At 65.7% G+C, this 24,704-nt stretch carries 23 protein-coding genes; 7 read left to right on the top strand and 16 right to left on the bottom strand.

Going from position 1 to position 24,704, the window contains the following annotated elements:
* Positions 1 to 74: 74 nt before the first annotated feature.
* From QW881_RS09055 to QW881_RS08995, 13 genes are all read right to left on the bottom strand, one after another.
* A complete protein-coding gene (locus tag QW881_RS09055; RefSeq protein WP_315750374.1) occupies positions 75 to 908 on the bottom strand; it encodes a DeoR/GlpR family DNA-binding transcription regulator in 834 nt (277 codons plus the stop codon).
* Positions 909 to 1,067: 159 nt separating this feature from the next.
* Entirely contained in the window at positions 1,068 to 1,259 is a 192-nt protein-coding gene (locus QW881_RS09050) for a hypothetical protein (RefSeq protein WP_315738399.1), read from the bottom strand.
* A 160-nt stretch (positions 1,260 to 1,419) separates the two neighbouring features.
* Entirely contained in the window at positions 1,420 to 1,662 is a 243-nt protein-coding gene (locus QW881_RS09045) for a hypothetical protein (protein WP_315738400.1), read from the bottom strand.
* A 369-nt stretch (positions 1,663 to 2,031) separates the two neighbouring features.
* The gene (locus QW881_RS09040; protein ID WP_315756980.1) at positions 2,032 to 2,460 is read right to left on the bottom strand and encodes an acyl-CoA thioesterase; all 429 of its coding nucleotides are present in this window, start codon (positions 2,458 to 2,460) and stop codon (positions 2,032 to 2,034) included.
* 46 nt (positions 2,461 to 2,506) lie between these two features.
* The gene (locus tag QW881_RS09035) at positions 2,507 to 3,130 is read right to left on the bottom strand and encodes a flavin reductase family protein (RefSeq protein WP_315756979.1); all 624 of its coding nucleotides are present in this window, start codon (positions 3,128 to 3,130) and stop codon (positions 2,507 to 2,509) included.
* A 123-nt stretch (positions 3,131 to 3,253) separates the two neighbouring features.
* Positions 3,254 to 3,862, bottom strand: coding sequence for a TetR/AcrR family transcriptional regulator (locus tag QW881_RS09030; protein WP_315738721.1), 609 nt, complete (start codon positions 3,860 to 3,862; stop codon positions 3,254 to 3,256).
* A gap of 24 nt (positions 3,863 to 3,886) precedes the next feature.
* Positions 3,887 to 7,027 carry an efflux RND transporter permease subunit gene (locus QW881_RS09025; protein ID WP_315756978.1) on the bottom strand — a complete coding sequence of 1,047 codons (3,141 nt, stop codon included), beginning with the start codon at positions 7,025 to 7,027 and terminating at the stop codon, positions 3,887 to 3,889.
* Positions 7,028 to 7,298: 271 nt separating this feature from the next.
* On the bottom strand, positions 7,299 to 8,405 hold the full coding sequence (locus QW881_RS09020; protein ID WP_315756977.1) for an efflux RND transporter periplasmic adaptor subunit: 1,107 nt from the start codon (positions 8,403 to 8,405) through the stop codon (positions 7,299 to 7,301).
* A 225-nt stretch (positions 8,406 to 8,630) separates the two neighbouring features.
* Positions 8,631 to 9,962 (bottom strand): MFS transporter, encoded by a 1,332-nt coding sequence (locus QW881_RS09015; protein ID WP_315756976.1) that lies wholly within the window; start codon positions 9,960 to 9,962, stop codon positions 8,631 to 8,633.
* 259 nt (positions 9,963 to 10,221) lie between these two features.
* Entirely contained in the window at positions 10,222 to 11,184 is a 963-nt protein-coding gene (locus QW881_RS09010; RefSeq protein ID WP_315756975.1) for an alpha/beta hydrolase, read from the bottom strand.
* A gap of 49 nt (positions 11,185 to 11,233) precedes the next feature.
* Positions 11,234 to 11,791, bottom strand: a complete 558-nt coding sequence (locus tag QW881_RS09005; RefSeq protein WP_315756974.1) for a TetR/AcrR family transcriptional regulator — start codon at positions 11,789 to 11,791, stop codon at positions 11,234 to 11,236.
* Positions 11,792 to 11,918: 127 nt separating this feature from the next.
* The gene (locus QW881_RS09000) at positions 11,919 to 13,091 is read right to left on the bottom strand and encodes a winged helix-turn-helix domain-containing protein (RefSeq protein WP_316158246.1); all 1,173 of its coding nucleotides are present in this window, start codon (positions 13,089 to 13,091) and stop codon (positions 11,919 to 11,921) included.
* 74 nt (positions 13,092 to 13,165) lie between these two features.
* Complete coding sequence (locus QW881_RS08995) at positions 13,166 to 13,396, bottom strand: hypothetical protein (RefSeq protein WP_315756972.1); 231 nt, start codon at positions 13,394 to 13,396, stop codon at positions 13,166 to 13,168.
* A 385-nt stretch (positions 13,397 to 13,781) separates the two neighbouring features.
* Here QW881_RS08995 and QW881_RS08990 point away from each other — a divergent pair, with 385 nt between their 5' ends.
* Positions 13,782 to 14,432, top strand: a complete 651-nt coding sequence (locus QW881_RS08990; RefSeq protein WP_316158244.1) for an OmpA family protein — start codon at positions 13,782 to 13,784, stop codon at positions 14,430 to 14,432.
* 68 nt (positions 14,433 to 14,500) lie between these two features.
* Here QW881_RS08990 and QW881_RS08985 read toward each other — a convergent pair whose 3' ends face one another.
* On the bottom strand, positions 14,501 to 15,829 hold the full coding sequence (locus QW881_RS08985; protein WP_315756971.1) for a phospholipid carrier-dependent glycosyltransferase: 1,329 nt from the start codon (positions 15,827 to 15,829) through the stop codon (positions 14,501 to 14,503).
* Between the two features lie 139 nt (positions 15,830 to 15,968).
* Here QW881_RS08985 and QW881_RS08980 point away from each other — a divergent pair, with 139 nt between their 5' ends.
* The 5 genes from QW881_RS08980 (at position 15,969) to zigA (ending at position 22,576) form a co-directional block, all read left to right on the top strand.
* Positions 15,969 to 16,670, top strand: coding sequence for a FecR domain-containing protein (locus tag QW881_RS08980; protein WP_315756970.1), 702 nt, complete (start codon positions 15,969 to 15,971; stop codon positions 16,668 to 16,670).
* Between the two features lie 2 nt (positions 16,671 to 16,672).
* Positions 16,673 to 17,839 carry a hypothetical protein gene (locus QW881_RS08975; protein ID WP_316158242.1) on the top strand — a complete coding sequence of 389 codons (1,167 nt, stop codon included), beginning with the start codon at positions 16,673 to 16,675 and terminating at the stop codon, positions 17,837 to 17,839.
* 152 nt (positions 17,840 to 17,991) lie between these two features.
* Complete coding sequence (locus tag QW881_RS08970; RefSeq protein WP_315756968.1) at positions 17,992 to 19,425, top strand: MATE family efflux transporter; 1,434 nt, start codon at positions 17,992 to 17,994, stop codon at positions 19,423 to 19,425.
* Between the two features lie 286 nt (positions 19,426 to 19,711).
* Complete coding sequence (locus tag QW881_RS08965) at positions 19,712 to 20,941, top strand: Tad domain-containing protein (RefSeq protein WP_315756967.1); 1,230 nt, start codon at positions 19,712 to 19,714, stop codon at positions 20,939 to 20,941.
* A 429-nt stretch (positions 20,942 to 21,370) separates the two neighbouring features.
* Positions 21,371 to 22,576 (top strand): zinc metallochaperone GTPase ZigA, encoded by a 1,206-nt coding sequence (zigA, locus tag QW881_RS08960; protein ID WP_315756966.1) that lies wholly within the window; start codon positions 21,371 to 21,373, stop codon positions 22,574 to 22,576.
* A 152-nt stretch (positions 22,577 to 22,728) separates the two neighbouring features.
* On the opposite strand, the gene QW881_RS08955 is transcribed toward zigA, so the two are convergent.
* Positions 22,729 to 23,247: a cupin domain-containing protein gene (locus tag QW881_RS08955; protein WP_315717363.1), complete on the bottom strand. Its 519-nt coding sequence runs from the start codon at positions 23,245 to 23,247 to the stop codon at positions 22,729 to 22,731.
* Positions 23,248 to 23,396: 149 nt separating this feature from the next.
* Between QW881_RS08955 and QW881_RS08950 the strand changes: the two genes are divergently transcribed.
* Entirely contained in the window at positions 23,397 to 23,612 is a 216-nt protein-coding gene (locus QW881_RS08950) for a CsbD family protein (protein WP_315756964.1), read from the top strand.
* Positions 23,613 to 24,053: 441 nt separating this feature from the next.
* Here QW881_RS08950 and QW881_RS08945 read toward each other — a convergent pair whose 3' ends face one another.
* On the bottom strand, positions 24,054 to 24,512 hold the full coding sequence (locus tag QW881_RS08945) for an FKBP-type peptidyl-prolyl cis-trans isomerase (protein WP_409977948.1): 459 nt from the start codon (positions 24,510 to 24,512) through the stop codon (positions 24,054 to 24,056).
* Positions 24,513 to 24,704: the final 192 nt, after the last annotated feature.

The following is a 24,704-nucleotide window of genomic DNA, read 5'->3' as shown; positions in this document are numbered from 1 at the left end:
ATTCGCATGTTGGGCCGCGGTTGGGCAAAACCTGCCCAAACCGGGATCAAGGAGCCTGCGAGAGTGGCGGAAAGTCAGGCGCGGCGGAGCACGGCGGACCCCGCCGTTTCGGTTGCCTCTGCGGCGTCGTCGGCCTCGTCGGCGGACATCGCCGAGACCACCTCGATGCCGCGGCTATGGCAGAGGCTGGCCAGTCCGTCCGGCAGTGGCCGGTCGGTGACGAAGGTCTGGATCTGGCTGAGATGGGCGATGCGCACCGGCGCGCTGCGATGAAGCTTGGTGGAATCGGCGACCAGCATCACGCTGCGGGCATTGGCGATGATGGCCTGGGCGACCTGCACCTCGCGATAGTCGAAGTCGAGCAGCGCGCCCTCCTCGTCGATCGCGGATGCGCCGATGATCGCGTAGTCGACCTTGAACTGGCCTATCAGCTGCGTCGCCGTCGATCCGATCACGCCGCCATCCGAGCGTCGCACGGTGCCGCCGGCCACGATCACCTCGATGCGCGGATGCGGATAGAGCAGCATCGCGACGTTGAGATTGTTGGTGATGACGAGCAGGTCTTGGTGCGACGACAGCGCGCTCGCCACCTCCTCCGTCGTGGTGCCGATGTTGATGAAGAGCGAGGAGCCGTTCGGAATCCGCGCGGCGGCGACCGCGCCGATCGCCTTCTTCTCGTCGGCAGCGACGAAGCGCCGCGCCTCGTAGGCGAGATTCTCGACGCCGGAGGCGATGATGGCGCCGCCATGGATGCGCGTCAGCGCGCGCTGCTCGCACAGATCATTGAGGTCCTTGCGGATGGTCTGGGCCGAGACCTCGAAGCGGCGCGCGAGATCCTCCACCATGACGCGGCCGGAGGCGCGGGCGATGTTGAGGATGTCGGTCTGGCGTTGGGAAAGGACGGCCATGGCAAGCTTTCAGGACAAGCTGCACCATGGTGATGCTGATCGAGTCAAGCGTCAATCGGCGAAGCATTGGGCGCATCGCAGCAATCGCCGGCTCGGAGCACGTCCGGCGCGGCACGGTCCGGCTGACGTGCGCCGGCGGGCCGCGTGCGCCAAGCTCGCTCAGGCGGCTGCGCTCAGCTCGCCGGTCACGAGCCGAAGCGCGGCGCGTTCGGCTTCGCGGGCATTGCGAAACACCTGGCCCTCGAGGGCATTGAAGCGGTGGGACGCCGCGAAGAAGCGGAAGCCGCCACGATCGCGGACGACGATCCCCGCCGCCTGGGAGCTGACCTCGATGATATAGGTGTCGGACATTGCGAAATCCCGTCGTTCATTCCGGGGCGTATAACGGGGCTCTATGACGAACGTTCCGGTCCTGGAGCCGCCGGCTATCCGATCTGCATGCCAACAGGAAATTGTGTGGATGTTATGTTGGCTGCGCTGCACGCGCCTTCGCCGTCACGACACGGCCGAATCAGCGTGGATCATTCGGGACGAGCGTCGGCCTGCGCAGCGACGCATCGGCCCCGCCGATGCGATCGTGATGCTGACCGAGCAACTGATAGATGGTGCGCAGATCCTTCAACACCTCGACTTGATCTTCACGAAACGCACTGAGCTGATTCTCGTAGACGCAAATCCTGCGCTCGGCGTGGAGAAGCCGCTGCTGCAGCTTCTTCAGGACCTGCAAGATCAGTTTCTCGTCGACGTCCGACATGGACTTCCTCCCACCCTGTTCGCGCACCATGCCCCACCGTTTCCCTGTGCCGGCAATTTTTTCCGGCTGGCTCTTTTGGCCTTGTTGATCGGAAGCGGACTACCATCCTCGATGCCCGTCCGATGCGCCACTCGAAGAGCGCAATGAGGCAGAGACGCGACACCGCAACTTCTAGCAACCAAAAATTGCAAATATCGTAAAGACGCCTGTCCTGTGGACAAGACCTACATCGCGCGAGATTGATCGGCACAGACGCCGCAAACGCGTGCTCGAATGAACGCGCGCTGCCGGATCACGGTTCCTATGCCGAGCAAGTGGCATATGCCGGGCATTAACTGATGTTATTTTGGCGGGAGACCAAGATTGCGATCAGGCCGTGGTCGCCCCGTCGCGCCGGATCGGCTGCGGCCGGCCGTCGTCGTCGATCGAGACGTAGGTGAAGTTGCCGTCGGTGACGAGGATCGGCTGCTCCTCCTTCCGGCGCAGCACCCAGGCTTCGAGACGCACCGTCATCGAGGTGCGGCCGACGCGGACGAGATGCGCATAGACCGAAACGAGATCGCCGACATAGACCGCCTTGCGGAAGTTCATCGCCTCGATCGCGACCGTCACCGTGCGCGACTTCGCGACCTTGGCGGCGTACACGCCGCCGCCGACATCCATCTGGCTGAGCAGCCAGCCGCCGAAGATGTCGCCATTGGCATTGGTATCGGCCGGCATCGCCAGGGTGCGAATGCAGAGATCGCCGCGGGGCTCGGTCGGCGCGGACAGCGCGGCATGGACGGTCGCTTCGGTCACGTCGGGTGGTCTCCAGTTGCGGGAGCGTTCAAGAGGCGCAAGTCCGTCAGTCGGGCCTCGCCATTTCGAACATCGCCTCCTGCATGATCTCGAAATAGTCGCCGCGACGGCCGGCGCGGACGATCGGATGCGCCAGCGCAGTCTGATAGACCCCGTCCTTGATCAGCGTCTTGTCGATATGCACGCCGACCACCTCGCCGAGCGTCAGCCAGGCCTGCGCCTTGGCGCCATCGGCGCCCTGCAGCTGAATGATCTGCGTCACTTTGCACTCGAACGCCACGGGGCTTTCGCCGACCCGCGGCACGTTGACGAATTTGCACGGCACCGGCGTGACGCCCGCGAGCTTGAACTCGTCGACCTCGCGCGCGACATGCGCGGCGGTCGCATTCATCTGCGTCGCCAGGTCGCGCGTCACCAGATTCCAGACGAACTCGCCGGTGTCCTGGATGTTGGCGACCGAGTCCTTCCACTGCGTCGAGGAGAAGCCGATGATCGGCGGCGTGTAGTTGAAGGCGTTGAAGAAGCTGTAGGGGGCGAGATTGACGTGACCGTCCGGATCGCGCGACGAGATCCAGCCGATCGGACGGGGCGCGACGATGGCATTGAAGGGATCGTGGCGCAGGCCGTGGCCGTTCTTCGGTTCGTAGAAATGCAGATCCCGTTCAGTCACGCGGCCGTCCCTTCCGTCATTGCGCGGAGCGCAAGCGAGAGCCGCACACGCCGCCCTGGATTGCTTCCGCCGTCGCCCTTTGGGCTATGGCGGACAGGTCGCTTCGCTCGAATGACGGCGAACTTAGCTTGCAGCGCCCCTGGAACCAAGCCCTGCCAGCACGAAATCGATCATCTCGTCGACTGTCGGGCCCGGCTTGGTCGCGCATTGCGCGATCATCTGCGGATGGAAGAAGCGCATCATCGCGGTCGTCGCACATTTTGCCGCCAGCAGCAGATCGGTGACGGCGAATTCGCCGGAGGCCGCGCCCTGCCCGATCACGCGGCCGATGATCTCGGTGATCAGCAGCATGTGCGCCTCGCAGACGTCCCAGCTCTCTTCCATCGCCACCGCGACCATCTCGTGCAGCTTGTTGTCGCCGACATAGCGCTCGGTGTTCATGCGATGAATGGTGCCGAGCAGCTCGCGCAGCCGTGGCGCCGCAGGCCCCGCCCGCTCCGCGATCGCGATGGCAGCCGCCTCGACCTGCGCCATCAGCGTGCGGGCGACACCCCGGTGGATCGCCTTCTTGGAATCGAAGAACCGGTAGACATTCGCCGGGCTCATGCGGAGCTCCTTGGCGATGTCGGCGACGGTCGTCTTCTGGTAGCCGATCTGTCGAAACAGACGCTCAGCAACGACGAGAATGCGTTCGTGCGTATCGGATTCGATATGGTCGGAAACCAGGGTCATCATGCCTGCGATCTTGTTGGTCCTTCATTCGGCGGCCTCGGCCAAAGGAAGCGCGGGCCTCGGCACGTCAACGTGCTGCGTTGCGGAATGATCCGCGTCCTCCGCTCCGCGCTCGTCCAGGCTCTTGCGGAACCATAGGGCATACAATCCTGGCAAGTACAGCAGCGTGAGAAAGGTTGCAACGAACAACCCGCCCATGATGGTGATCGCCATCGGGCCCCAGAACGCCGAGCGCGACAGCGGGATCATGGCGAGGATCGCGGCCAGCGCGGTGAGCACCACGGGCCGGGCGCGGCGCACCGTGGCCTCGATGATCGCCTCCCTGCGGGTCAGGCCATGGGCGACGTCGGTCTCGATCTGATCGACCAGGATCACCGCGTTGCGCATGATCATGCCGGCCAGCGCGATCAGGCCGAGCAGCGCCACGAAGCCGAACGGCGCGTTGGCGACGTTGAGCCCGAGCGAGGCGCCGACGATGCCGAGCGGCGCGGTCAGGAACACCAGGATCAGCCGCGAGAAGCTCTGCAGCTGGATCATCAGCAGGGTCAGCATCACGATGACCATCAGCGGAAACAGCACGAAGATCGAGGCATTGCCCTTGGCGGATTCCTCGAACGCGCCGCCGGCCTCGATCCGGTAAGCGGGCTCGAGGTGGTTGCGGATATCCTGTAGCTTCGGCGAGATCTGGTTGGTGACATCGGGCGCCTGGACTCCGTCCGCCACGTCGGCGCGCACGGTGATCGCCATGTCGCGGTTGCGCCGCCACAGGATCGGCTCCTCGTGGGAATACTCGATCCTGGCGATCTGCTGCAGCGGCACCGCGACGCCGTTCTTCGAGGTGATGGTGAGGTCGCCGACATGGGCGAGATCCAGCCGCTCGGACGGCGCTGCACGCGCGACGACGCCGACCTTCTCGATGCCGTCGCGGATGGTCGTGACCTGCACGCCGGAGATCAGCATCGCCAGCGACTGCGACACGTCCTGCGGGGTCAGGCCAAGTGCGCGGGCACGATCCTGGTCGACGACCAGCTTGAGGTAGGGCGACTGCTCGTTCCAGTCGAGCTGCGGATCCCTGACGTTCGGGTTCTGGCGCATGACGTCGCGCACCTGGTAGGCGATCTCGCGCACCTTGGCCGCATCGGGGCCGATGATGCGGAACTGGACGGGGAAGCCGACCGGCGGACCGAAATTGAAGCGATCGACCCGGACGCGCGCTTCGTTCAGCTCGCCATTCGCAGCCGCGGTCTCGATCTTGGCCTTGATGCGCTCGCGCGCGGCGACGTCCTTGGCGACGATCACGATCTCGGCGAAGGCTTCGTTCGGCAGTTGCGGGTTGAGACCGAGCCAGAAGCGCGGCGAGCCCTGCCCGACATAGGCGGTGTAGGTCTCGATGTCCTTGTCGTCCTTCAAGAGCGCTTCGGCCTTGCGTGCCGCCTTCTCGGTGACGTTGAAGGCGGTGCCCTCCGGCAGCCGCAGCTGCAAGAACAGCTCGGGCCGCTCCGACAGCGGAAAGAACTGCTGCTGGACATGGCCGAACGCCACGATCGATGCCGCGAAAACGCCGACCGTCGCGGCAACGGTGGTGATGCGATGCGTGACGCACCAGCGCACGATGGCGCGCAGGCCGCGATACATGCGCGTGTCGTAGACCGCGTGCTCGTCATGGCCGTGATGGGCCTTCATGTCGGGCAGCAGCTTGACACCGATATAGGGCGTGAAGATCACGGCGACGAACCAGGACGCGACCAGCGCGATGGCGACGATCCAGAAGATGCTGCCGGCATATTCGCCGACGGCCGAATTGGCGAAGCCGATCGGCAGGAAGCCGGCAGCCGTGACCAGGGTTCCGGTCAGCATCGGGAACGCGGTGGATTCCCAAGCAAAGGACGCGGCGCGCATCCGGTCCCAGCCCTGCTCCATCTTCACCACCATCATCTCGACCGCGATGATGGCATCGTCCACCAGGAGGCCGAGCGCGATGATGAGGGCTCCGAGCGAGATGCGATGCAGGTTGAGCCCCATGATGTTCATGACGATGAAGACGAGCCCGAGCACCAGCGGCACCGACAGTGCCACGACGATGCCGGTGCGCCAGCCGAGCGCCAGGAACGACACGAACAGCACGATCACCAGCGCTTCGACGAACGAGTGCACGAACTCGCTGACGGCGTGCTCGACCACCTTGGGCTGGTCGGCGATCTGCTCGATCTCGATGCCCTGCGGCACGGCCTTCATGAAGTCGTCGGCGGCGGCATGGACGTCCTTGCCGAGCTCCAGGATGTTGGCCTCCTTGGCCGTGACGACGCCGATGCCGAGCGCGGGCTTGCCCTCCTGCCGCACCTTGAAGCTCGGCGGATCGACGAAGCCGTGGCTGACGGTGGCGATATCGCCGAGCCGGAACACGCGTCCGTTGCTTTCGACCGGCGTCTCCGCGACCGCCTTGGCGCCGTCGAGCGCGCCGGTGACGCGCAGCGGCACGCGCTGCGACGAAGTTTCGACCGTGCCGGCCGGGGTCACATTGTTCTGCTTGGCAAGCGAATCGAACAGCGCCTGCGGCGTGATGCCGAGGGTGGCGAGCTTGGCATGGCTGAACTCGACATAGATGCGCTCGTCCTGGGTGCCGTAGAGATTGACCTTGGTGACGCCGGCGACCTTCAGCAGGCGCTGGCGCAGGCCTTCGGCGGTCTTCTTCAGCTGCGCATAGTCGGCGCCGTCGCCGGTCATCATGAACAGGATGGAATCGACGTCGGAGAACTCGTCATTGACGAACGGACCGATGATGCCCGACGGCAGCGACGACTGCACGTCGTCGAGCTTCTTGCGGATCAGATAGAACAGGTGCGGCACCTGGGCCGGCGGGGTCGAATCGCGGAAGGTCACCTGCATCGCGGTGAAGGCCGGCTTCGAATAGGTCTGCACCTTCTCGAAGTAAGGCAGCTCCTGCAGCTTCTTCTCGATGGGGTCGGCGACCTGGCTCTGCATCTCAGTCGCCGTGGCGCCGGGCCACATCACCGAGACGTTGACGACCTTGACGGTGAAGAACGGATCTTCGGCGCGGCCGAGCTTCTGATAGGAGAAGAAGCCGGCGACGCCGAGCGCGACGATCAGGAACAGCACCAGCGGCGGATGATTGACCGCCCAGGCCGACAGGTTGAACCGCTTCATGGGTGCTCTCCGAGATTCGATATCACTGGTCCGAGCCGTTGCTGTTAGTCACCGTCATTGCGAAAGAAGCGACCTGTCCGCCATAGCCCAAAGGGCGACGGCGGAAGCAATCCAGAATCCGCCTGCAGAAAAAACAGTCTGGATTGCGCCGTCGCTTCACTCCTAGCGATGACGACCGTTACGTCCGTCATTCCGGGGCGATGCGAAGCATCGAACCCGGAATCTTGAGGTTCCGGGTTCGCACTACGTGCGCCCCGGAACGACGGCAGAGCTAGAACGTCAGCGCCGACACGACGCGCACCCTCTGGCTGGGATCGATCTTCTGCACGCCGAGCGCCACGACCTTGTCGCCTTCGTCGACGCCTGACGTGACGAGCACGTCCTTGCTGTCATAGGCCTTCACCTTCACCGGCTTCAGCGCCACCTCGCCCTTGTCGTTGACGACGTAGAGCGACGGATCGCGGCCATCGCTGAACAGCGCCGACAGCGGCAGCCGCGCGACGCGCGTGGTGGCGGGATCGGCGAGCGTCAACGTCGCAGTCATGCCGAGCGAGACGGCGTCGCCGGCGTCCGGCAGCGAGAACTTGGCGAGATAGGTGCGCGTCGCGGAATCGGCGGTGGGCGCGATCTCGCGCAGCTTCGCCGCATATTGCTTGTTTGCCTCCGACCACAATGTGACGTAGGCGCTGCCGGTCTTGGCGCGTTCGAGCAGGGTCTCCGGGATCGCGACAACGGCTTCCTTCTCGGCAAAGCGCGCGACACGGATCGCGGCCTGGCCGGCGGCAACGACCACGCCTGGCTCGATCATGCTCGCGGTGACGACGCCGCGCGCGTCGGCAACCAGCGTCGCATAGGACAGCGAGTTGCGTGTCAGCTCGACCGAGCGCTCGGCGCGATTGAGCCGCGCCCTCGCCTCGTCGGCGGACGCCCTGGCCTGGTCCATCTGGGCATCCGTGGTCCAGCCCTTGGCGCGCAGCTCCTTGGCGCGGGTCTCGGCAGCGGAGGCCTGCGCCAGCACGCCGGTGGCGGCGCGGAATTCGGCTTCGGCCTGCTCGGCCTGCAGCTTCAGGTCGACCTCGTCGAGCGTGGCGAGCGGCTGGCCGACCTCCACGGTCTGGCCGACCTCGACCAGGCGCTTGGCGACCTTGCCGGCGACGCGGAAGCCGATATCGGCCTCGATGCGCGGCCGGATGGTGCCGACGAAGCTACGCTCGGGCGTCTCGGCCTCGTAATGGACGGGCGCGACCAGAACCGGCCGGACCGGCTCGGCCTTCTGGGCGACGGTTTCATTGCACCCGGCCAGGGCGACGGCCATCGTGGCCAGCGCAAGGCCGGTCAACAGCTTGGAATAGCTCGCGAAAATCAGGCGGATCAACATGGGGCACCCTCGCTGCTCTTACGAGGAAGTGTCGAATGTTGAGTGACGATTGTCAATATTCGTCATTGATCATGACTTCGTGAACATCTGGACATGTTGCCGCAGGTGCTCGGTGGCGGCAGGCGAGCTCTGAACTCCGTCATGTGCTCGCCCGCCATCGTCAGCCGCGGCGACCGCGACAGCCGTCGCCCCCGCGCATCTCGATCACGGCATGCACCGTGCGCTTCACTCCGCGGGCGCCTGCCCGGCGAATTCGACCTTGCTCTCATGGCCGCCGAAGAACGCGAGCAGCCCGGCGATCAGCGGCAGCACCGACAGCGCGAGCAGGCCGTGGGTGGTGGAGCCGGTGGTGTCCTTGATCCAGCCGACCAGATAGGGGCCGCCGAAGCCGGCGAGATTGCCGATCGAGTTGATCAGCGCGATGGCGCCGGCCGCGGCCGTACCCGACAGCCACGCCGTCGGCAGCGTCCAGAACACGCCGAAGACACAGAACACGCCGATCGCCGCGACCGTGAGCGCGACCATGGTGAGCGTGGGATCGCCGATCACGCTCGATGCGGCCAGCGCCACCGCGATCAGGATTAGCGGCGCGCCGACATGCACCACGCGCTCGCGTGTCGCATCGGAATGCCGCGCCCACAAAATCATCGCAACGGTACCGAACGCATAGGGGATCGCGGTGACGAAGCCGGTCTGCACATTGGTCAGGCCGAATGCCTTGACGATCTGCGGCAGCCAGAACTGCATGCCGTAGAGCGCGCCGACGAAGCCGAAATAGATCAGGCTGAGCACGATCACCTTCGGTGACGACAGCGCCTCGCCGAGCGTCATGTGGCCGGCGGCCTGCTTCGCCGCAGTCTCGGCCTCGAGCTTCGCCGCGAGCCAGGCCTTCTGCTCCGCGGACAGCCAGGTCGCATGCTCCGGCCGGTCGGTCAGGTAGAACCAGGTGACGACGCCGAGGATGACCGAGGGGATGCCCTCGATGATGAACAGCCACTGCCAGCCCTGCAATCCCATCAGGCCGTGCATGCCGAGCAGCAGGCCGGAGACCGGCGCGCCGATCACGGTCGAAATCGGCACGGCAACCGCGAAGGCGGCGAGGAAGCGCGCGCGATACTGGGCGGGGTACCAATAAGTGAGATAGAGGATGATGCCGGGAAAGAAGCCGGCCTCGGCGACGCCGAGCAGGAAACGCAGCGTGTAGAAGCTCCACGGGCCCGAGACCAGCGCCATGAGCGCCGAGATGATGCCCCAGGTCACCATGATGCGCGCGATCCAGCGGCTGGCGCCGAACCTCTCCAGCGCCAGATTGCTCGGCACCTCGAAGATGAAATAGCCGATGAAGAAGATGCCCGCACCCCAGGCGAACACCAGCGGTGAGAATTTCAGCTCCGCGTTCATGGTCAGCGCGGCGAAGCCGAGATTGACCCGGTCGAGATAGGAGAAGAAATAGGCCAGCACCAGGAACGGGATCAGGCGCCAGGAGATGGCGCGGATGGTCGCGGACTCGATATTGGAGCGGCCAAGCGCGGCCGGACTGGTGGCGGACGGACTCATCGATCTCCTCCCCGGAGCATGGCAGACATTGGTAGTTGATGGGCGGTGTTGAGCACCGGTCGCGACAAGTCAATCGGAAAACCTGAATCCCACAGCCCGTCGGCGCATCGCGGGGGCGCGGCGCGCGCATGACCCCTCCTCGCCCGAGATGCTCATCCGCGTCGTCGGCATCCTGCTCGGCATCTGGATCGACCGGATCGCGATGCGGCCTGCTTGGGCATAGGCCTGCCAACGGCAAGCCGCGATATCAACCGAAAGCTCAGATCGGCCCAGCACCGGCGCGGCTGAAGAAGGCGTTGAGCTCCTCGGCCAGAACGGCAGGCTGCTCTTCCGGAATGTAGTGGCCGCACGAGGAGATGGTGATGCCCTCGACGTGATCGGCGACCTCCCTGAGCGGCGCGGCCATGTCCACGATCGATCCCTGGTCGGCACCGACGGCGAGCACCGGCGGCTTCAGCTTGCCCCTTTGTTTCAGCTCGCGGTTCTGAAGCGCGGACAGTGCAGCGGCACGATAATAAGCGAGCCCGGCGCGCAAGCCGCCGGCCTTGGTCAGCACGCGGGCGTATTCGTCGAGATCGCTTTCGGAGAACGCCTGGGGATTGGCCCCTTTGCGGCGCAGGAACCAAGCGAGATAGTCGCGTTCGCGGCCGTGGATCAGCATCTCCGGGAGATCCGCGACGGCGTGGAACGCGAAGTGCCAAGTGCGCCACGCGCGGTCTGGCGCGAAGGGCAGCGCCTCGGGCAAGGTGACGCCGGGAATTCCCGCATCGAGCAGAGCCAGGCTGCGCACCTCGGCTTCGAACAGCACGGCATAGGGGTAGGCCACCCACGCACCGATATCGTGGGCCACCAGATGATAGCTGGTGACGCCGAGTTGCTGCAGCAGGCGATGCACCGCCGTGGCCAGGGTCTGAGTGTCGTAGCCGTCGGCTGGCCGGTCCGAGTCACCCTGCCCGGGGAGATCCGGCGCAATGACCCGATAGCGCGACGCGAGCAGCGGCATGAGCTTGCGCCAGGCAAACCAGCTTTCGGGAAAGCCGGCGAGCAGCACCACGACCTCGCCATCCGGCGGGCCACCGCTGACATAGTGCAACCGGACGCCATCGACGGTCTCGAAGCGGTGGGTAAAGCCCGGCAGCGACGCATCGGCGCGACCGAACGGCTCGGCCGCGACCAGCCGCGACGGACTTTCGGTAGAGATGGCACTCATCAACTCAGTCATGGATCATCCTCCTAATTATAGAACAAACGTTTCCTATTTAGACACGACATCACGCGAACAAGGCGGCAGCCTGGTCTGCCACGGCCATCATCTCGCTCCTCGTGCGCCCTGTCTTGCCGACCACCCGAAATCCCTGGATCACGCAGAACAAGGCTCCGGCCACGACTTCCGCGTCGAGATCCGGCCGGATCGATCCATCCGCCTGGCCCAGCTTGATCAGATCGCGCAACAGGGTCTCGACCCGCCGAAACGCTCCGCGGACCTTGGCGGCGGCCTCCGCATCCAAGGTGGCGAGTTCGGCCGCGCTGGTGACGACGAGGCAGCCGCGCCGGCCTTCGCTGTCGCTGGCGGATTCCGCGTAGAACTGCAGCAAGGCCACCAGCTTGTCGCGGCCTCTGGGCTGCGCATCGATGCGCTCGCGCACCTGCTGGTCGCGGCGCGCGATGTAATGATCCAACGTCGCCAGGAAGATCGCGCGCTTGTCGGCAAAGGCCTTGTACAGGCTGCCGGTGGCGAGCTTCATGGCGGCACGCAATTCTGCCAGCGACGCGGCGTGGTAGCCGCGCTCGCTGAAGACCACCAGGGCCTTGTTCAGGGCGGTGTCCATATCGAACTCGCGCGGCCGACCGGGCCCGCGGCGCTCGGATGAATCCTGTTGCGACCTCGTCATCCCTCCTTTTAGGAAACATTCGTTTCCAAATCAAGAGCACTGAGCGGATCTCCGACGACCAGGGTCAGTCTCCAAGCTGAAAGCGCTGGAACCGGTGCAGCTCGTCCTCGATGGTCCGCTTCAGCGCCTTGCGCTGGTCGCCGCGCGCCGCCTTGCCCTCGCCGACCCAGCTCCATTTCTGCATCAGGAGCTTGCCGTTCTGGCGGTCGGTCTTCAGGTCCAATGCCGCGACGATCTCCTCGCCGACCAGCACTGGCAGCGCGAAATAGCCGAACAGGCGCTTGTCCTTCGGGACATAGGCCTCGAAGCGATGATCATAGTCGAAGATCGCCTGCGTCCGCTTGCGCTGGATGATGAGCGGATCGAACGGCGACAGGATGTGCACGCGCTCGGAGCTGATGTCGATCGGCTCCTCCAGCGCGGCCGGCGTCGCCCAGTGCTCCTGCCTGCCGGCGCCCTCCAGCGTCACCGGCACGAGCTCGCCGCGCCGGACCCTGGCATCGATGACCCGGCGCACCGCGGCCTTGCTCGGCGCATTGAGATGGCAGAGCGAATCGAGGCTCACGACGCCTTGGGCGCGCAAGCCGCGGTCGAGCAGATAGGCTGCGATCTCGCGATCGTTGGCGCCCTTCGGCAGCCGTTCCCAGCCGAAATGCCGGGTGGTGAGGTCGTAGGTCTTGAGCATGCCGTCGCGGCCCGACACCGTCAGCACGCCCTCGTAGAAGCCGAGCTGCAGCGCGCGCTTCGACGGCTTGCGGCTGGCCCAGGCGTGGTCCTTCTCGCGCAGCACGTCGTCGTCGATGTCGCGGATCGTCAGCGCGCCGCCTTGGCGGATCAGCCGCATGACCTTGCGCGTATCCTCGGGCTTCACGGTCGTGAGCCAGCGATGGCCCTCGCGGCGGTAGCGGCGCATCGCCGGAACGAAGTAGCGGAAGTCCTGCAGCGGGATGTAGGACAGCGCGTGGGTCCAATATTCGAAGACGGTCTTGTCGGTGCTCTGCGCCTGCCTGAGATCGGCGCGGCGATAGGCGGGAATGCGGCTGAACAGGATGTGGTGATGGCAGCGCTCGATCACGTTGATGGTGTCGATCTGCACATAGCCGAGATGGGCAATGGCGGCGGCGACGGCCTCGGGGCCCGCGCCGAACGGCGCCTCGGCATCGAGCCGCTGCGCGCGCAGCCAGATCCGGCGCGCCTGCGGCTTGGAGAGCGGGATGGGCGTGGAAACGGCGGGCATGCCGCGCAATGGTGCGAGATTCGCCCCCGCTCCCGCAACGGCAAATCAGGCCGGCGAGATCCCCTTGCGGAACCTCAAGGCTTGGACTTGTCCGGAATGCTGCCGGTGGCGATCTCGGCCTTGCAGCTGGCGCGGCCGGGATCGGGCGCACGGCACTTGTAGATGCGGCCGGTCAGGCGGTCGACCAGCCAGGCCGTATCCTCGGCCGGACTTTCCAAGCCGACATAGCGGTTGCCGACCGCGGTGATCAGCGTCGACAGCAGGATCGATGCCGCAATGATGCCAGCCCCGATCAGCGTCGACATAGAACCGGCTGATCCCGTCTGATCCTGACTGCTCGCCCGATGGGACTGATAGTCGCGCCTGTGCGATGGGTTGAACACGGCTCTGCTTTTCTGTTTGCGTTTCTTAGACTACGAATCCAGTCGCCGTTCGCGTCCTTCAGGTTTGCGATTTTTTCCCGGCGAACGCTATCCGGTAGAACCGCATCTGGCCGATTTGTTGTTCGCGGACCGGCCACCTGCCGATCGCTTTGCGGCAGCGCGCGGCGCGTCCCGCGGACCACGCGCTTCGCCCCTCAAGGGCCGCCCGGTCCGGCAACGTGACGTCGATCACATTTGGCGCTTTGAACCCGTTCTATCGTTCCCGCATCCAATGGCCATAGGGCATGACGACACGAGGATAACGACGATGACCCCATATTTTGGACGCTTTGCAGTTCAGGCGGCGGCGTTCTCCGCCATGCTGGCGATCGGCGCAGGCACCGCCCTCGCCGGCGAGGCCGTGTCGGCCGACAAGATCCTCAACGCGCTGAAGCCGAAGGCCGTGACGCGCGGCATTTCGGTCGGACCGCAGGCGACCCCGCAGGCCGACGCGGCAGCGCAGGCGAAGCAGGCGGCCTTCATCGACAGCATGCGCAACCGCAAGACCCGCTCGCTGTCGCTCGGCGAGCGCGAGCAGATCGCCGAGATCGCGGCGACCAAGCCCAAGATCGATCTCGAGATCCAGTTCGACTACAACTCGGCCGAGATCAGCAAGGCCTCGATGCCGGCCGTGCAGGAACTCGGCAAGGCGCTGTCCGATCCGAACCTGAAGGGCTCGACCTTCGTGGTCGCCGGCCATACCGATGGCATCGGCAGCGACGGCTTCAACCAGGACCTCTCCGAGCGCCGTGCCGACACCATCAAGCGCTATCTGGTCGAGAAGTTCGCCCTCGCCGGCCAGGACCTCGTCACGGTCGGCTATGGCAAGACCAAGCTCAAGGACACGGCCAACCCGGCCGATCCGCTCAACCGGCGGGTCCAGGTCGTCAACATGGACACCAAGACCGCGGCGAAGTGAGCGCTCCGCCGCGCATCGCCCCGCCTGCCCACGGTCCCTGGCAGGCGGGGCGCTTTTTTGTCCGCACTTCAGATCCAGCTCTGGAACAGCATCAGCCGGGTGAAGGTCTGCATCGTCGTGCCGATGAAGGCGGCGCTGACCGGCAGCATCGCGACGAAGCCCAGCACCACCACGGCGACATAGCTCAACAGCACCCAGCGCGGCCAGCGGCTCAGCGCATGGACGAGCGCGAGGCTCGCCAGCATCGCCGACGGCAGGTAGTAGTAGATGAAGCTCAGCGCGCGCGGCAGCAGCGCCCAGGGCAGATAGCAGCCGAGATAGAACGCCAGGATCAGGAACGCCGCCGCGCTGCGCGTCGCGATGAAATCCCGGACGCAGATGCCGAGCGCGGCAAGTGCCGGCCACAGCACCAGCGGATTGCCGAGCAGCACCACCGCGGCGATGTCGGTGTCGCTGGTCTTGTCGAACAGGAACCAGACCGGACGGACCAGCAACGGCCAGGTCGGCCACGCGCTCATGTAGGTATGGCCGGCGATCGCCGTGGTGACGCTGTCGGCGAAGATGCGCCGCTGCGCTTCGAAGATGCCGATGACGGACAGGCCATGCAGCGGGACGAAGGTCGCGAGATAGCAAACGGCCGGCATTGCGACGAGGCACAGCACGATCTGCAGCCAGCTCAGTTGCGGCCATTGCTCGGGCCGATACCAGTCGGTCGGCTCGCCATCGCCGAACGAGGTCTGCCAGTGCTGCAACAGCTTGATGAGACCGATGATGAGAAGCGCCGTCAAGAGCGGAAACAGCCCGCTCCATTTGCAGGCGATCGCAAGGCCGAACAGCGCTCCCGCCAGCGCGAACACGATCTGCGGCCGGCGCTGCCTGAACGAAAACAGAAAGGCCGCGATCCCGAGCAGGCTGAAGGCGAGCGCGCCGATGTCGAGCATCGCGATGCGCGCCTGCACGAACAGCATCTGGTTGAAGGCCGCGAGCAGCGCCGCTGCGATGGCAGGCCATTGCGCCGCGAACAGCGCCAGGCCGCACAGATAGATCGCGGCAACTGCGAGCCCGCCGAGCACGGTACCGGGATAGCGCCATGCGAAGGCGTTGTCGCCGAACGTCCTGATCGACAGTGCAATCAGCTCCTTGGCGAGCGGCGGATGCATCGGGTTGAGCTGCGGCGTCGCCGGCGCCAGTCCCAGCATCTGCCGCGCCGCCGGGACGTAATGCACCTCGTCGAAGACGAATTTCGGCGGCGAGGCGAGCCCGATCATCAGCACGACGTGCGCGATCGCGAAGATCAGCAATGCCGTCATCACACAGCGGCGGACCGACAGAGCGCCATCCTGCGCAACCTCGCCGTCCTCGTCGTCGTCATCCCGGCGAGCAGCAGATACCTTCATGGGCCTCCGCGTTGAACTGATCTCACGGTGACGGCAACTAACCACCGAACGGTCATCGAGGCAAACTTGTGCCCATTTTACAACAACCCCGCGCGCCGTCTTCGGCTAGATTGAGCAGGAAACAATCTTCGGTGTGGATATGAGTCTGCGTCGCCGAACCTGTGTCGCTGCGATCTCGGCGGCCGCCCTGCTGGGCGTCGCGGGCGGCGCAAGCGCCGACAGCCGCATCGGCGAAGCCGTGCTGGTGCAGAAGGACGTGCTGCGCGTGGCAGGCGCCTCGAGCAGCCCGATCAGCGTCGGCGACGGCGTCGTGCGCAACGAGACGGTGCGCACCGGCAATGACAGTGCCGCGCGGCTCGTCATGATCGACAGCACCAATCTCTCGCTCGGCGCCAACGCCACCCTGACGCTCGACCGCACCGTCTTCAACGACGAGACCAGCTATCGCGACATCGCGATCCGGCTCGGCACCGGCGCGTTCCGCTTCGTCACCGGCCATTCCGAGAAAACCGCCTACAAGATCAACACGCCGCTCGCGACCATCGGCGTGCGCGGCACCATCCTCGACATCCGCTCGCAGCGCGGCCAGACCATGGTCGTGCTGCAGGAAGGCGCCTCGCGGGTCTGCACCCTCACCTTCCAATGCCTCGAGCTGACGCAGCCGGGCGACACCGCGATCATCACCGCGACCGGCCAGGGCCGGAGCGCGATCAAAAAGACCGGCAATCCGTCCTGGAGCTTTGCCGCCACCTGCGCGTCGACATCGGGCCTTTGCACGGTCACCGATCTCGCCAGCAATGCGCCGCCGCAGGACTTCACCGGCATCCTGTGCGGGCGGTGACGATGAGAACGCGCCGCGGTCAGCTTGCTCTCCTGATGACCGCCATCGCCGGCGGGCTGCTCCCGCTCGCCCTGCAGGCCGCGCCGGCCGCCGCGCAGAGCAGTTGCGGGGCGGACAATTTCGCGGCGGCGCCGTGCCCGCCCCCGTCGCCGTCGCCGACCTCCTCGCCCACCGCAACGCCCACGCCGTCGGCCACGCCGACATCGACCTCCAGCCCGACGCCGACGCCCTCGCCCTCGCCCTCGATCTCGCCGACCCCGTCGCCGACGCCCACCGGCGCGGGAAACAGCGCGAACGCGATCAACGGCCTCGCCGACCAGCGCTTCAACCAGATGATCACCAACCGGGTGCTCGGCCTGGTGCTGCTCGGCGTCAACGAGCAGGTCAACTGCAACGACTGCGTCAGCGCGTTCGGCTCGGCCGGCTCGTTCTCGGCCGGCATCCATGGCCGCAAGCAGCTCACCAACAATCTGGCGCTGCTCGCCGGCCTCGCCTACACGCACTACGACGAGAACGGCTACCATGTGACCTCGGCGCCGATCGGCGCCTTCGCGCTGCGCTACGACTTCACCGATTGGGGCTCGTCGCGGCCGTTCTTCGACATCGGGACGATCCTGACGCCGTATGAGCGCGTGCGCTACGGCCGGAGCTATGCGACGAGCCTCGGTAACGTCACGGTGGACGGCACCACCACGGCGTCGAACTACGCGGTCTATGGCCGCGCCGGCTGGATCAGCCGGTTGTCGCCGCGCGACGAGCTCGCGGCGTCGGTCGAGCTGTGGCAATTGTGGCAGCACGTCGCCGGCTATCGCGATCCCGCGGTGGCCTTCAACCCGTTCGATGCGACGATCGCCGGCGGCACCGACCGCACCAGCCTGGTCAAGGTCGGCGGCCAATGGACCCACCTGTTCGGCTCCAGCATCGAAGCCAACATCAATGGCGGCTACGTCCAGTCGTTCGCGACCAGCTCCGGCATCGTCGCCACCGTCACCGGCAACGGCACGGTGACGCCGACCATGGGCAACCAGGGCTGGTTCGAATATGGCGGCCGGCTCGGCTTCCGCCTGCCGCAGGGCTGGATCGCCGATCTGTTCGTCAACGGCACGCTCGGCCCGCAGCCGGTCGGCAACACCATCCACGGCGGCATCGGCCTGCGCGTCCATTATTAGCGGCTGGCCCGGCGCCGAGCGGATCACCCTCGCTCCGTCAAAATTTCATGATCGGCCTGCGCTCGGGTCGCCTTGACCCGCGCCCGCCGGCGGACCTATTGAATGATAATCATCATTTAAACGCGATGGTTCGCAAGGCGCGCGGAGATCCGATGGACGTTTCCACCCAGGCGACCACCGAAGCCCGGCCCGGTGTTGCGGCGGCGCCGTTCGAGCCGGCCCCGGATCCGCCGCGCGCCAAGGCCGCGTCGGTCCGCACGGCATTGCTCTCCGGCCCGGTGCTGCCGGCGCTGATCCGGCTGGCGCTGCCGACCATGACCGTGCTGGTGGCGCAAACCGCGGTCAACGTCGCCGAAGCGTATTACGTCGGCTTCCTCGGCACCGATGCGCTGGCCGGCGTCGCACTGGTGTTTCCGATCTTCATGCTGATGACGATGATGTCCAATGGCGGCATCGGCAGCGGCGTCTCCTCGGCGGTGGCGCGCGCGGTCGGCGCCGGGCACAACGCCGATGCGGATGCCATCGCCTTCCATGCCATCGCGCTGGCGGTGATCGCCGGCGGCCTGTTCACGCTTGCGACCGCGCTGTTCGGACCGGCGCTGTACCACGCGCTCGGCGGGCGAGCCGGCGCGCTGGAGGCGGCGCTGCGCTACTCCAACTATCTGTTCGCCGGCGCGATCCCGGTGTGGATCGTCAATCTGCAGGCGGCGGCGCTGCGCGGCGCCGGCAATGTGCGGGTGCCGGCGTTGGTCACCCTGGTCGGCGCGCTGGTCATGATTCCCGCCTCGCCGCTGCTGATCTTCGGCCTCGGCCCGCTGCCGGGGCTCGGCATCGCCGGCGCGGGCATCGCCTTCGGCCTCTATTACTGCGGCGCCATGCTGGTGCTGGTGCGCTACATGGCCTCCGGCCGCTCCAGCCTGCATGTGCGCGTTGCGCGGCTGCAGGCCCGGCTGTTCGCCGACATCCTGGGAGTCGGGCTGCCGACCGCGCTCAACGCGGTCATGGTCAATCTCACCGTCATCCTGGTGACCGCGCTCGCCGGCCGCTTCGGGACCTCCGAGCTCGCCGCCTACGGCATCGCCTCACGGCTCGACTACATCATGATCCCGATCCTGTTCGGGCTGTGCACGGCCACCCTGACGATGGTCGGCATCAATGTCGGCGCCGGCCAGCGCGGCCGTGCGCGCCGCATCGCCTGGATCAGTGCCCTGGCGGGCGCAGCCCTGGTCGGGACCATCGGCCTGATCGTGGCGCTGCATCCGCCGCTCTGGCTCGGCCTGTTCAGCCGCGACGCCGAGGTTCTGCGCGAGGGCGCGACCTATCTGCGCACCGTGGCGCCGGCCTACGCCGCGCTCGGCTTCGGCTTCGTGCTGGCTTTTGCCGGCCAAGGCGCGGGCCACGTGCTGTGGCCATTCGTCGGGTCCGCCCTGCGCGTGCTGATCGCGGCGGGCGGCGGCTACATCGCAATCATCATGCTCGGCGGCGGCATGGCCTCGCTCGCCGCGATGGTCACGCTGTCGCTCGTCGCCTACGCATTGGTGTGCAGCCTCGTTCTCTCGCCCCGGATCTGGCGCTCGCCTCGTTAGCGCGACATGCACCGGCGGGCGCAATCCAACCGCTTGCAACTCACAAGCCGTCACCGCCAAATACAGGCAATTTCGCGCGGCTGCTACCAATGAGTGGTGCGAACGGGCACCTGTCGATGATCCGACAAACGGGCTGATAACCTTCCGCTTCCGCTACTCCGCTGCCGGGTTCCTTTACGGAACCGGATTCAGCATGCGGTAATGTCTGACCGCCACTTCCTTTGCAGCAGGGGCTCGCATCCGCCGGCATCGAGCCTCGGATAGCCATCAGCAGGAAGCGTCGCACATGACCGCATCGATTTCGTCGAAGGCTCTTCGCAATCTGGCATGGAGATTTGGCCGCGCGAAGGACGGCCAGATCAGCATGATCTTCGCCATCACCATCATCCCGATCCTGGTTTCGGTCGGCGCCGCGGTCGATTTCGCCAAGTCGAGCGACACCAAGGCGCAGTTGCAGAAGTCGGTCGACGCCGCGGTCCTCGCCGGCGTGACCCAGGCCAGCGCGCAGCAGGTGTCGACCGCGAGCGCGGTGTTCTCGGGCAGCTTCAAAGGCCGGTTCGGCACCGGCACAACGGCGACCTTCACGCCCAACAGCGACGGCTCGCTGTCGGGCACCGCGACGACCTCGGTGAAGACCTCGTTCCTCAACGTGATGGGCACGACATCGCTCGGCGTGACGGCATCCGCAACGGCCAAGGCCGGCGCGCAGACCACGTCGCCCGTCTGCATCCTGCTGGTCAGCACCATCAACGCGCAATCATTGCTGGTGAATTCCGGGGCCCAGCTCAATGCGCCGAGCTGCGAGATCCACGTGCTGTCGACGCAGAGCCCGGCCGCGATGTTCAACGCCACGCTCAACGTCAAGCGCATCTGCATCAAGGGCACCAATATCACCAAGAACGGCGGCGCCACTCCGCCGGCCGAGACCGGCTGCGCGGCGATCTCCGACCCATTTGCCGGCAAGCTGCCCGCCGTCACGGTGGGCGCGTGCACCACCAACAACAAAGTCTATGATCCCGGCTCGGTCACGCTCAACCCCGGCGTCTATTGCGGCGCGACCAATTTCAACGGCTCCGGCACGCTGACGCTCAATCCGGGCCTCTACGTCATCAAGGGCGGCGCGATGACCTTCAACTCGGGATGGACGGTCACCGGCAGCGGCGTCACCTTCTACCTGGTCGACCAGAACGCGACGCTCACCTTCAACGGCAACGTCAATGCGACCCTGTCGGCGCCGACCAGCGGCACCTACGCCAATATCCTGATGTACGAGCCGAGCGGCCTGTCGACGACGAACCTTCCGATCAACGGCACCAGCAGCTCGTCCTACACCGGCCTGATGTATCTGCCGAGCCGCAACGTCACCATCAACTCGGTCTCGACCATGAGCAGCAACAGCGTCACGATGGTGTTCAACACGCTGATCCTGAACCAGACCAACTGGGCGATCGCGCCCGGCGCGTTGTCGATGTCGGCGGCCAGTGGTCCGGCCGGCACGGCGTTCCTGTCGAGGTAGTTGCCATAGCTGAGCCAATTCTCGTGAGTGCTGTTTCAGCGGCTGGTCGCCGGGACTGACGACCCGGCGAAAAGATATCAGCTCCTCTCTTAGGAGATGAAACGGAGCTGCATCCCGCCACCGATACTGCTTCCCTCTCCCCGTTCTTCACGGCAGAGGGAACGCGGTGTCGCTGGCGGCTGCAGCGTCGTTTCAGCACTGCAAGGACTTCACCAGCTCACCAGAGCCGCTCGCGCCCTGCGTCTCGGCCGCCGCCTCTGCCGACTCCCCAAGCCGCCGCCGGCCCACCCACTCACGCCTTCGTCGCCACTCCCTCCCCTTGACACCCTCTCCCGTTTCAGATGATGTTACGTTATAACATTTCATAAAGAGGCCGCATGCCCGCTCGCCGGCACCGACCCCTCCCCCTGAAGAGGCTGTTCGATCTCGATGCGCAAACTCCCCGTCACGGTCTTGTCCGGCTTCCTCGGGGCTGGGAAGACCACTTTGCTCAACCACATCCTGAACAACCGCCAGCGACTGAAGGTGGCGGTGATCGTCAACGACATGAGCGAGGTGAACATCGATGCGGACCTCGTTCGCGATGGCGGAGCCAATCTTTCACGGACGGATGAGCAACTGGTCGAGATGACCAATGGCTGCATCTGCTGCACCTTGCGCGACGACCTGCTGAAGGAGGTCCGCACGCTGGCCGAGAGCGGTCGTTTCGACTATCTCGTGATCGAAGCGACCGGCATTTCCGAGCCGTTACCGGTTGCGGCGACGTTCGACTTCCGCGACGAGCACGGCATGAGCCTGTCGGATGTCGCGCGCCTCGACACGATGGTGACGGTGGTCGACGCGGTCAACCTGCTCAAGGACTATGCGTCGTCCGACTTCCTGCCTGATCGCGGCGACCAGCTCGACGGCGACCGGCGCGCGCTGGTCGATCTGCTGGTCGAGCAGATCGAGTTCGCCGACGTGATCGTGCTCAACAAGGTCGACGACGCCAGCGACGATGAGCGCGACGCCGCGCGCAAGATCATTCGCGCGCTCAATCCGGACGCCGACATCATCGAGACCAGCCAGGGCCGTGTGCCATTGGAGCGCGTGCTTGCGACCGGGCGCTTCGACTTCGACCGCGCCCAGCAGCACCCGCTCTGGTACAATGAACTCTACGGCTTCGCCGACCATGCGCCGGAGACCGAGGCCTATGGGGTCACCAGCTTCGTCTATCGCGCCCGGCGGCCATTCATTCCGGCGCGTTTCGACCAGTTCCTGCGCGAATCCTGGCCGGGCGTGATCCGCGCCAAGGGCCATTTCTGGCTGGCGACCCGGCCGCAATGGCTCGGCGAGATCAGCCAGGCCGGCGCCATCGTACGCACCAGCGCGCTCGGCTTCTGGTGGGCTTCGGTGCCGCAGAAATTGTGGCCCGAGGACCCCGACTGGCGCAAACGCATGCTCAAGCGCTGGGACGAGGTCTATGGCGACCGCCGCCAGGAGATCGTGTTCATCGGCAGCAACATGGAGGAGGCAGGCTTGCGCGCCCGCCTCGACGCCTGCCTGCTGCCGGGGGAGCCCTCGATGGATGTCGCCGCATGGGCACGGCTGTCGGACCCATTTCCGGTCTGGCGCCGCGCCAACGAGGCGGCCTGATCAGCATTCATCCGAACCGGCGGCTCGGGTGCAACGAACCGTGAGACACACGCGCGACAGTCGCCCCTGCTTCGCGTGTGAGAGGGAAGGCGGCATAGCCGCTCCCTGCCAGGCGGAGCCATCGCGAGATGGCTCCGCCATTTGCTTGACGGCTACGACTTCGACTCGGCGGGATCGCGGTGCACCGGGTCGATCCACAGCACCGTCTCCGGCTTCTCGACCGGCTCGATGTCGATGTTGATCGCGACCGCCTCGCCGTCGCTGCGCACCAGCACGCATTCCAGCACTTCGTCCGGGCTCGCATTGATCTCCTGGTGCGGCACGTAGGGCGGCACGAAGATGAAGTCGCCGGGACCGGCCTCCGCGGTGAACTGCAGCCGATCGCCCCAGCGCATCCGCGCCTTGCCCTTCACGACGTAGATCACGCTTTCGAGATGACCGTGATGATGTGCCCCGGTCTTGGCGTCAGGCCTGATCGTGACCGTGCCCGCCCACAATTTCTGTGCCCCGACGCGCGCGAAGTTGATCGCCGCCTTGCGGTCCATGCCCGGCGTCGACGGCACGTTGGAATCGAGCTGATTGCCCGGAATGACGCGGACGCCGTCGTGCTTCCAGCGCTCGTCGCCGTGATCGTGGGAATGGCCGTGCGCGTGATCGTGAGAGCCTGACATGATTTCTTCTCGGGATTTCGTCTGTTCGAGGGAACCAAACCGCTCTTAGCCGAAATACCGCAGCGAAGCTATTCGCAGTTCCGCGCGAACCTTTCTGCATCGCGTGCGTTGGATCGGTGGAGTTCACACAAACAGCGGAGGACGAAATCATGGGTGCCACCACCGACAAGATCAAGGGCGTCGCCAACGAGACCATCGGCAAGGCCAAGCAGGGTATCGGCGAAGCCACCGGCTCCGAGCGCCTGCAGGGCGAGGGTGCCGTGCAGGAAATCAAGGGCAAGGGCCAGCAGGCGCTGGGCGATGTCAAGCAGGCGACCAAGGATGCGGTGAACACCGCGGCCGGCGCGGCCAACAAGAACCTCTGAACAAGATCAGCGCGACGTCGCGAAACTGATGTCGCGAAGATGATCGTTCGATGACGAGTTGACAAAACCGGCCCCTCGCGGGGCCGGTTTTTTCTGCCTGTCAGTTTGATCGGTGATCCTCAGGGTGGGCAAAGGCGCGCGCTGCGATGCGGCTTCCGCGGAATCGGTCCATCGTGCACCGTGCCTACCAGCGCCTCGTGTTGTCGCGGGGTGGGCACGGCGCACGAGAGAGCTTGCCTCTGGGCAGCAATCCCGCGCGCCTTTGCCAACCTTACGAACCGCAATCATCCATCCGCCGTCATCGCGAGCGAAGCGACGCGATCCAGAGCCGCGCCGGTGCCCTGGATTGCTTCGTCGCTTCGCCCCTCGCAACGAAGATGGCTGTCGCCGGTGCAATCATTCACTTTGTAGATCGACTCCCAGACGGGAGCGCAGTTCGCCCTACTTCACGCCGAGCAGCTCGACGTCGAACATCAGCGTCGCGTTCGGCGGAATCACGCCGCCGGCGCCGCGTGCGCCATAGCCGAGCTCGGGCGGAATGATCAGGGTCCGCTTGCCGCCGACCTTCATGGTGGCGACGCCCTCGTCCCAGCCGGCGATCACGCGCTTCATGCCGATCGGGAATTCGAACGGCTCGTTGCGATCCACCGACGAGTCGAATTTCTTGCCCTTCTGGCCGTTCTCATAGAGCCAGCCCGTATAGTGCATCACGCAGGTCTGACCGCGCGTCGGAGTGGCGCCGGTGCCTTCCTTGGTGTCGATGATCTGCAGTCCGGAGGGAGTGGTCATGGTCTTTCCTGTGGGTTTGGCGGAACTGGTCTGTGCCGAGACCGCGCGGGAGCCCAGCACGACGCCGGTCGCGGCCGATGCCGCCGCCATCAGCGCAACTCTTCTGTTCATCGGACGCCGCATGCTCCAGACCGCCTCTGCTCGTTCACGGGAGCCGCGGTTTAGCCCATGCGGGGGCGGCTGGCCAGCCCGGCATCGACTTCCGAAAAAAATAATTCACTTGCGTATAATCGGAAATCATGATTTTCTCCGCACATCCCGCCTCACCGCAGAGGGGCGTAGCGCGCGATCGTCACGACACGC

This window comes from Bradyrhizobium sp. SZCCHNS3016 (genome assembly GCF_032484535.1).
Taxonomy (GTDB): domain Bacteria; phylum Pseudomonadota; class Alphaproteobacteria; order Rhizobiales; family Xanthobacteraceae; genus Bradyrhizobium.
This window is presented reverse-complemented; position numbering and strand designations above follow the sequence as displayed.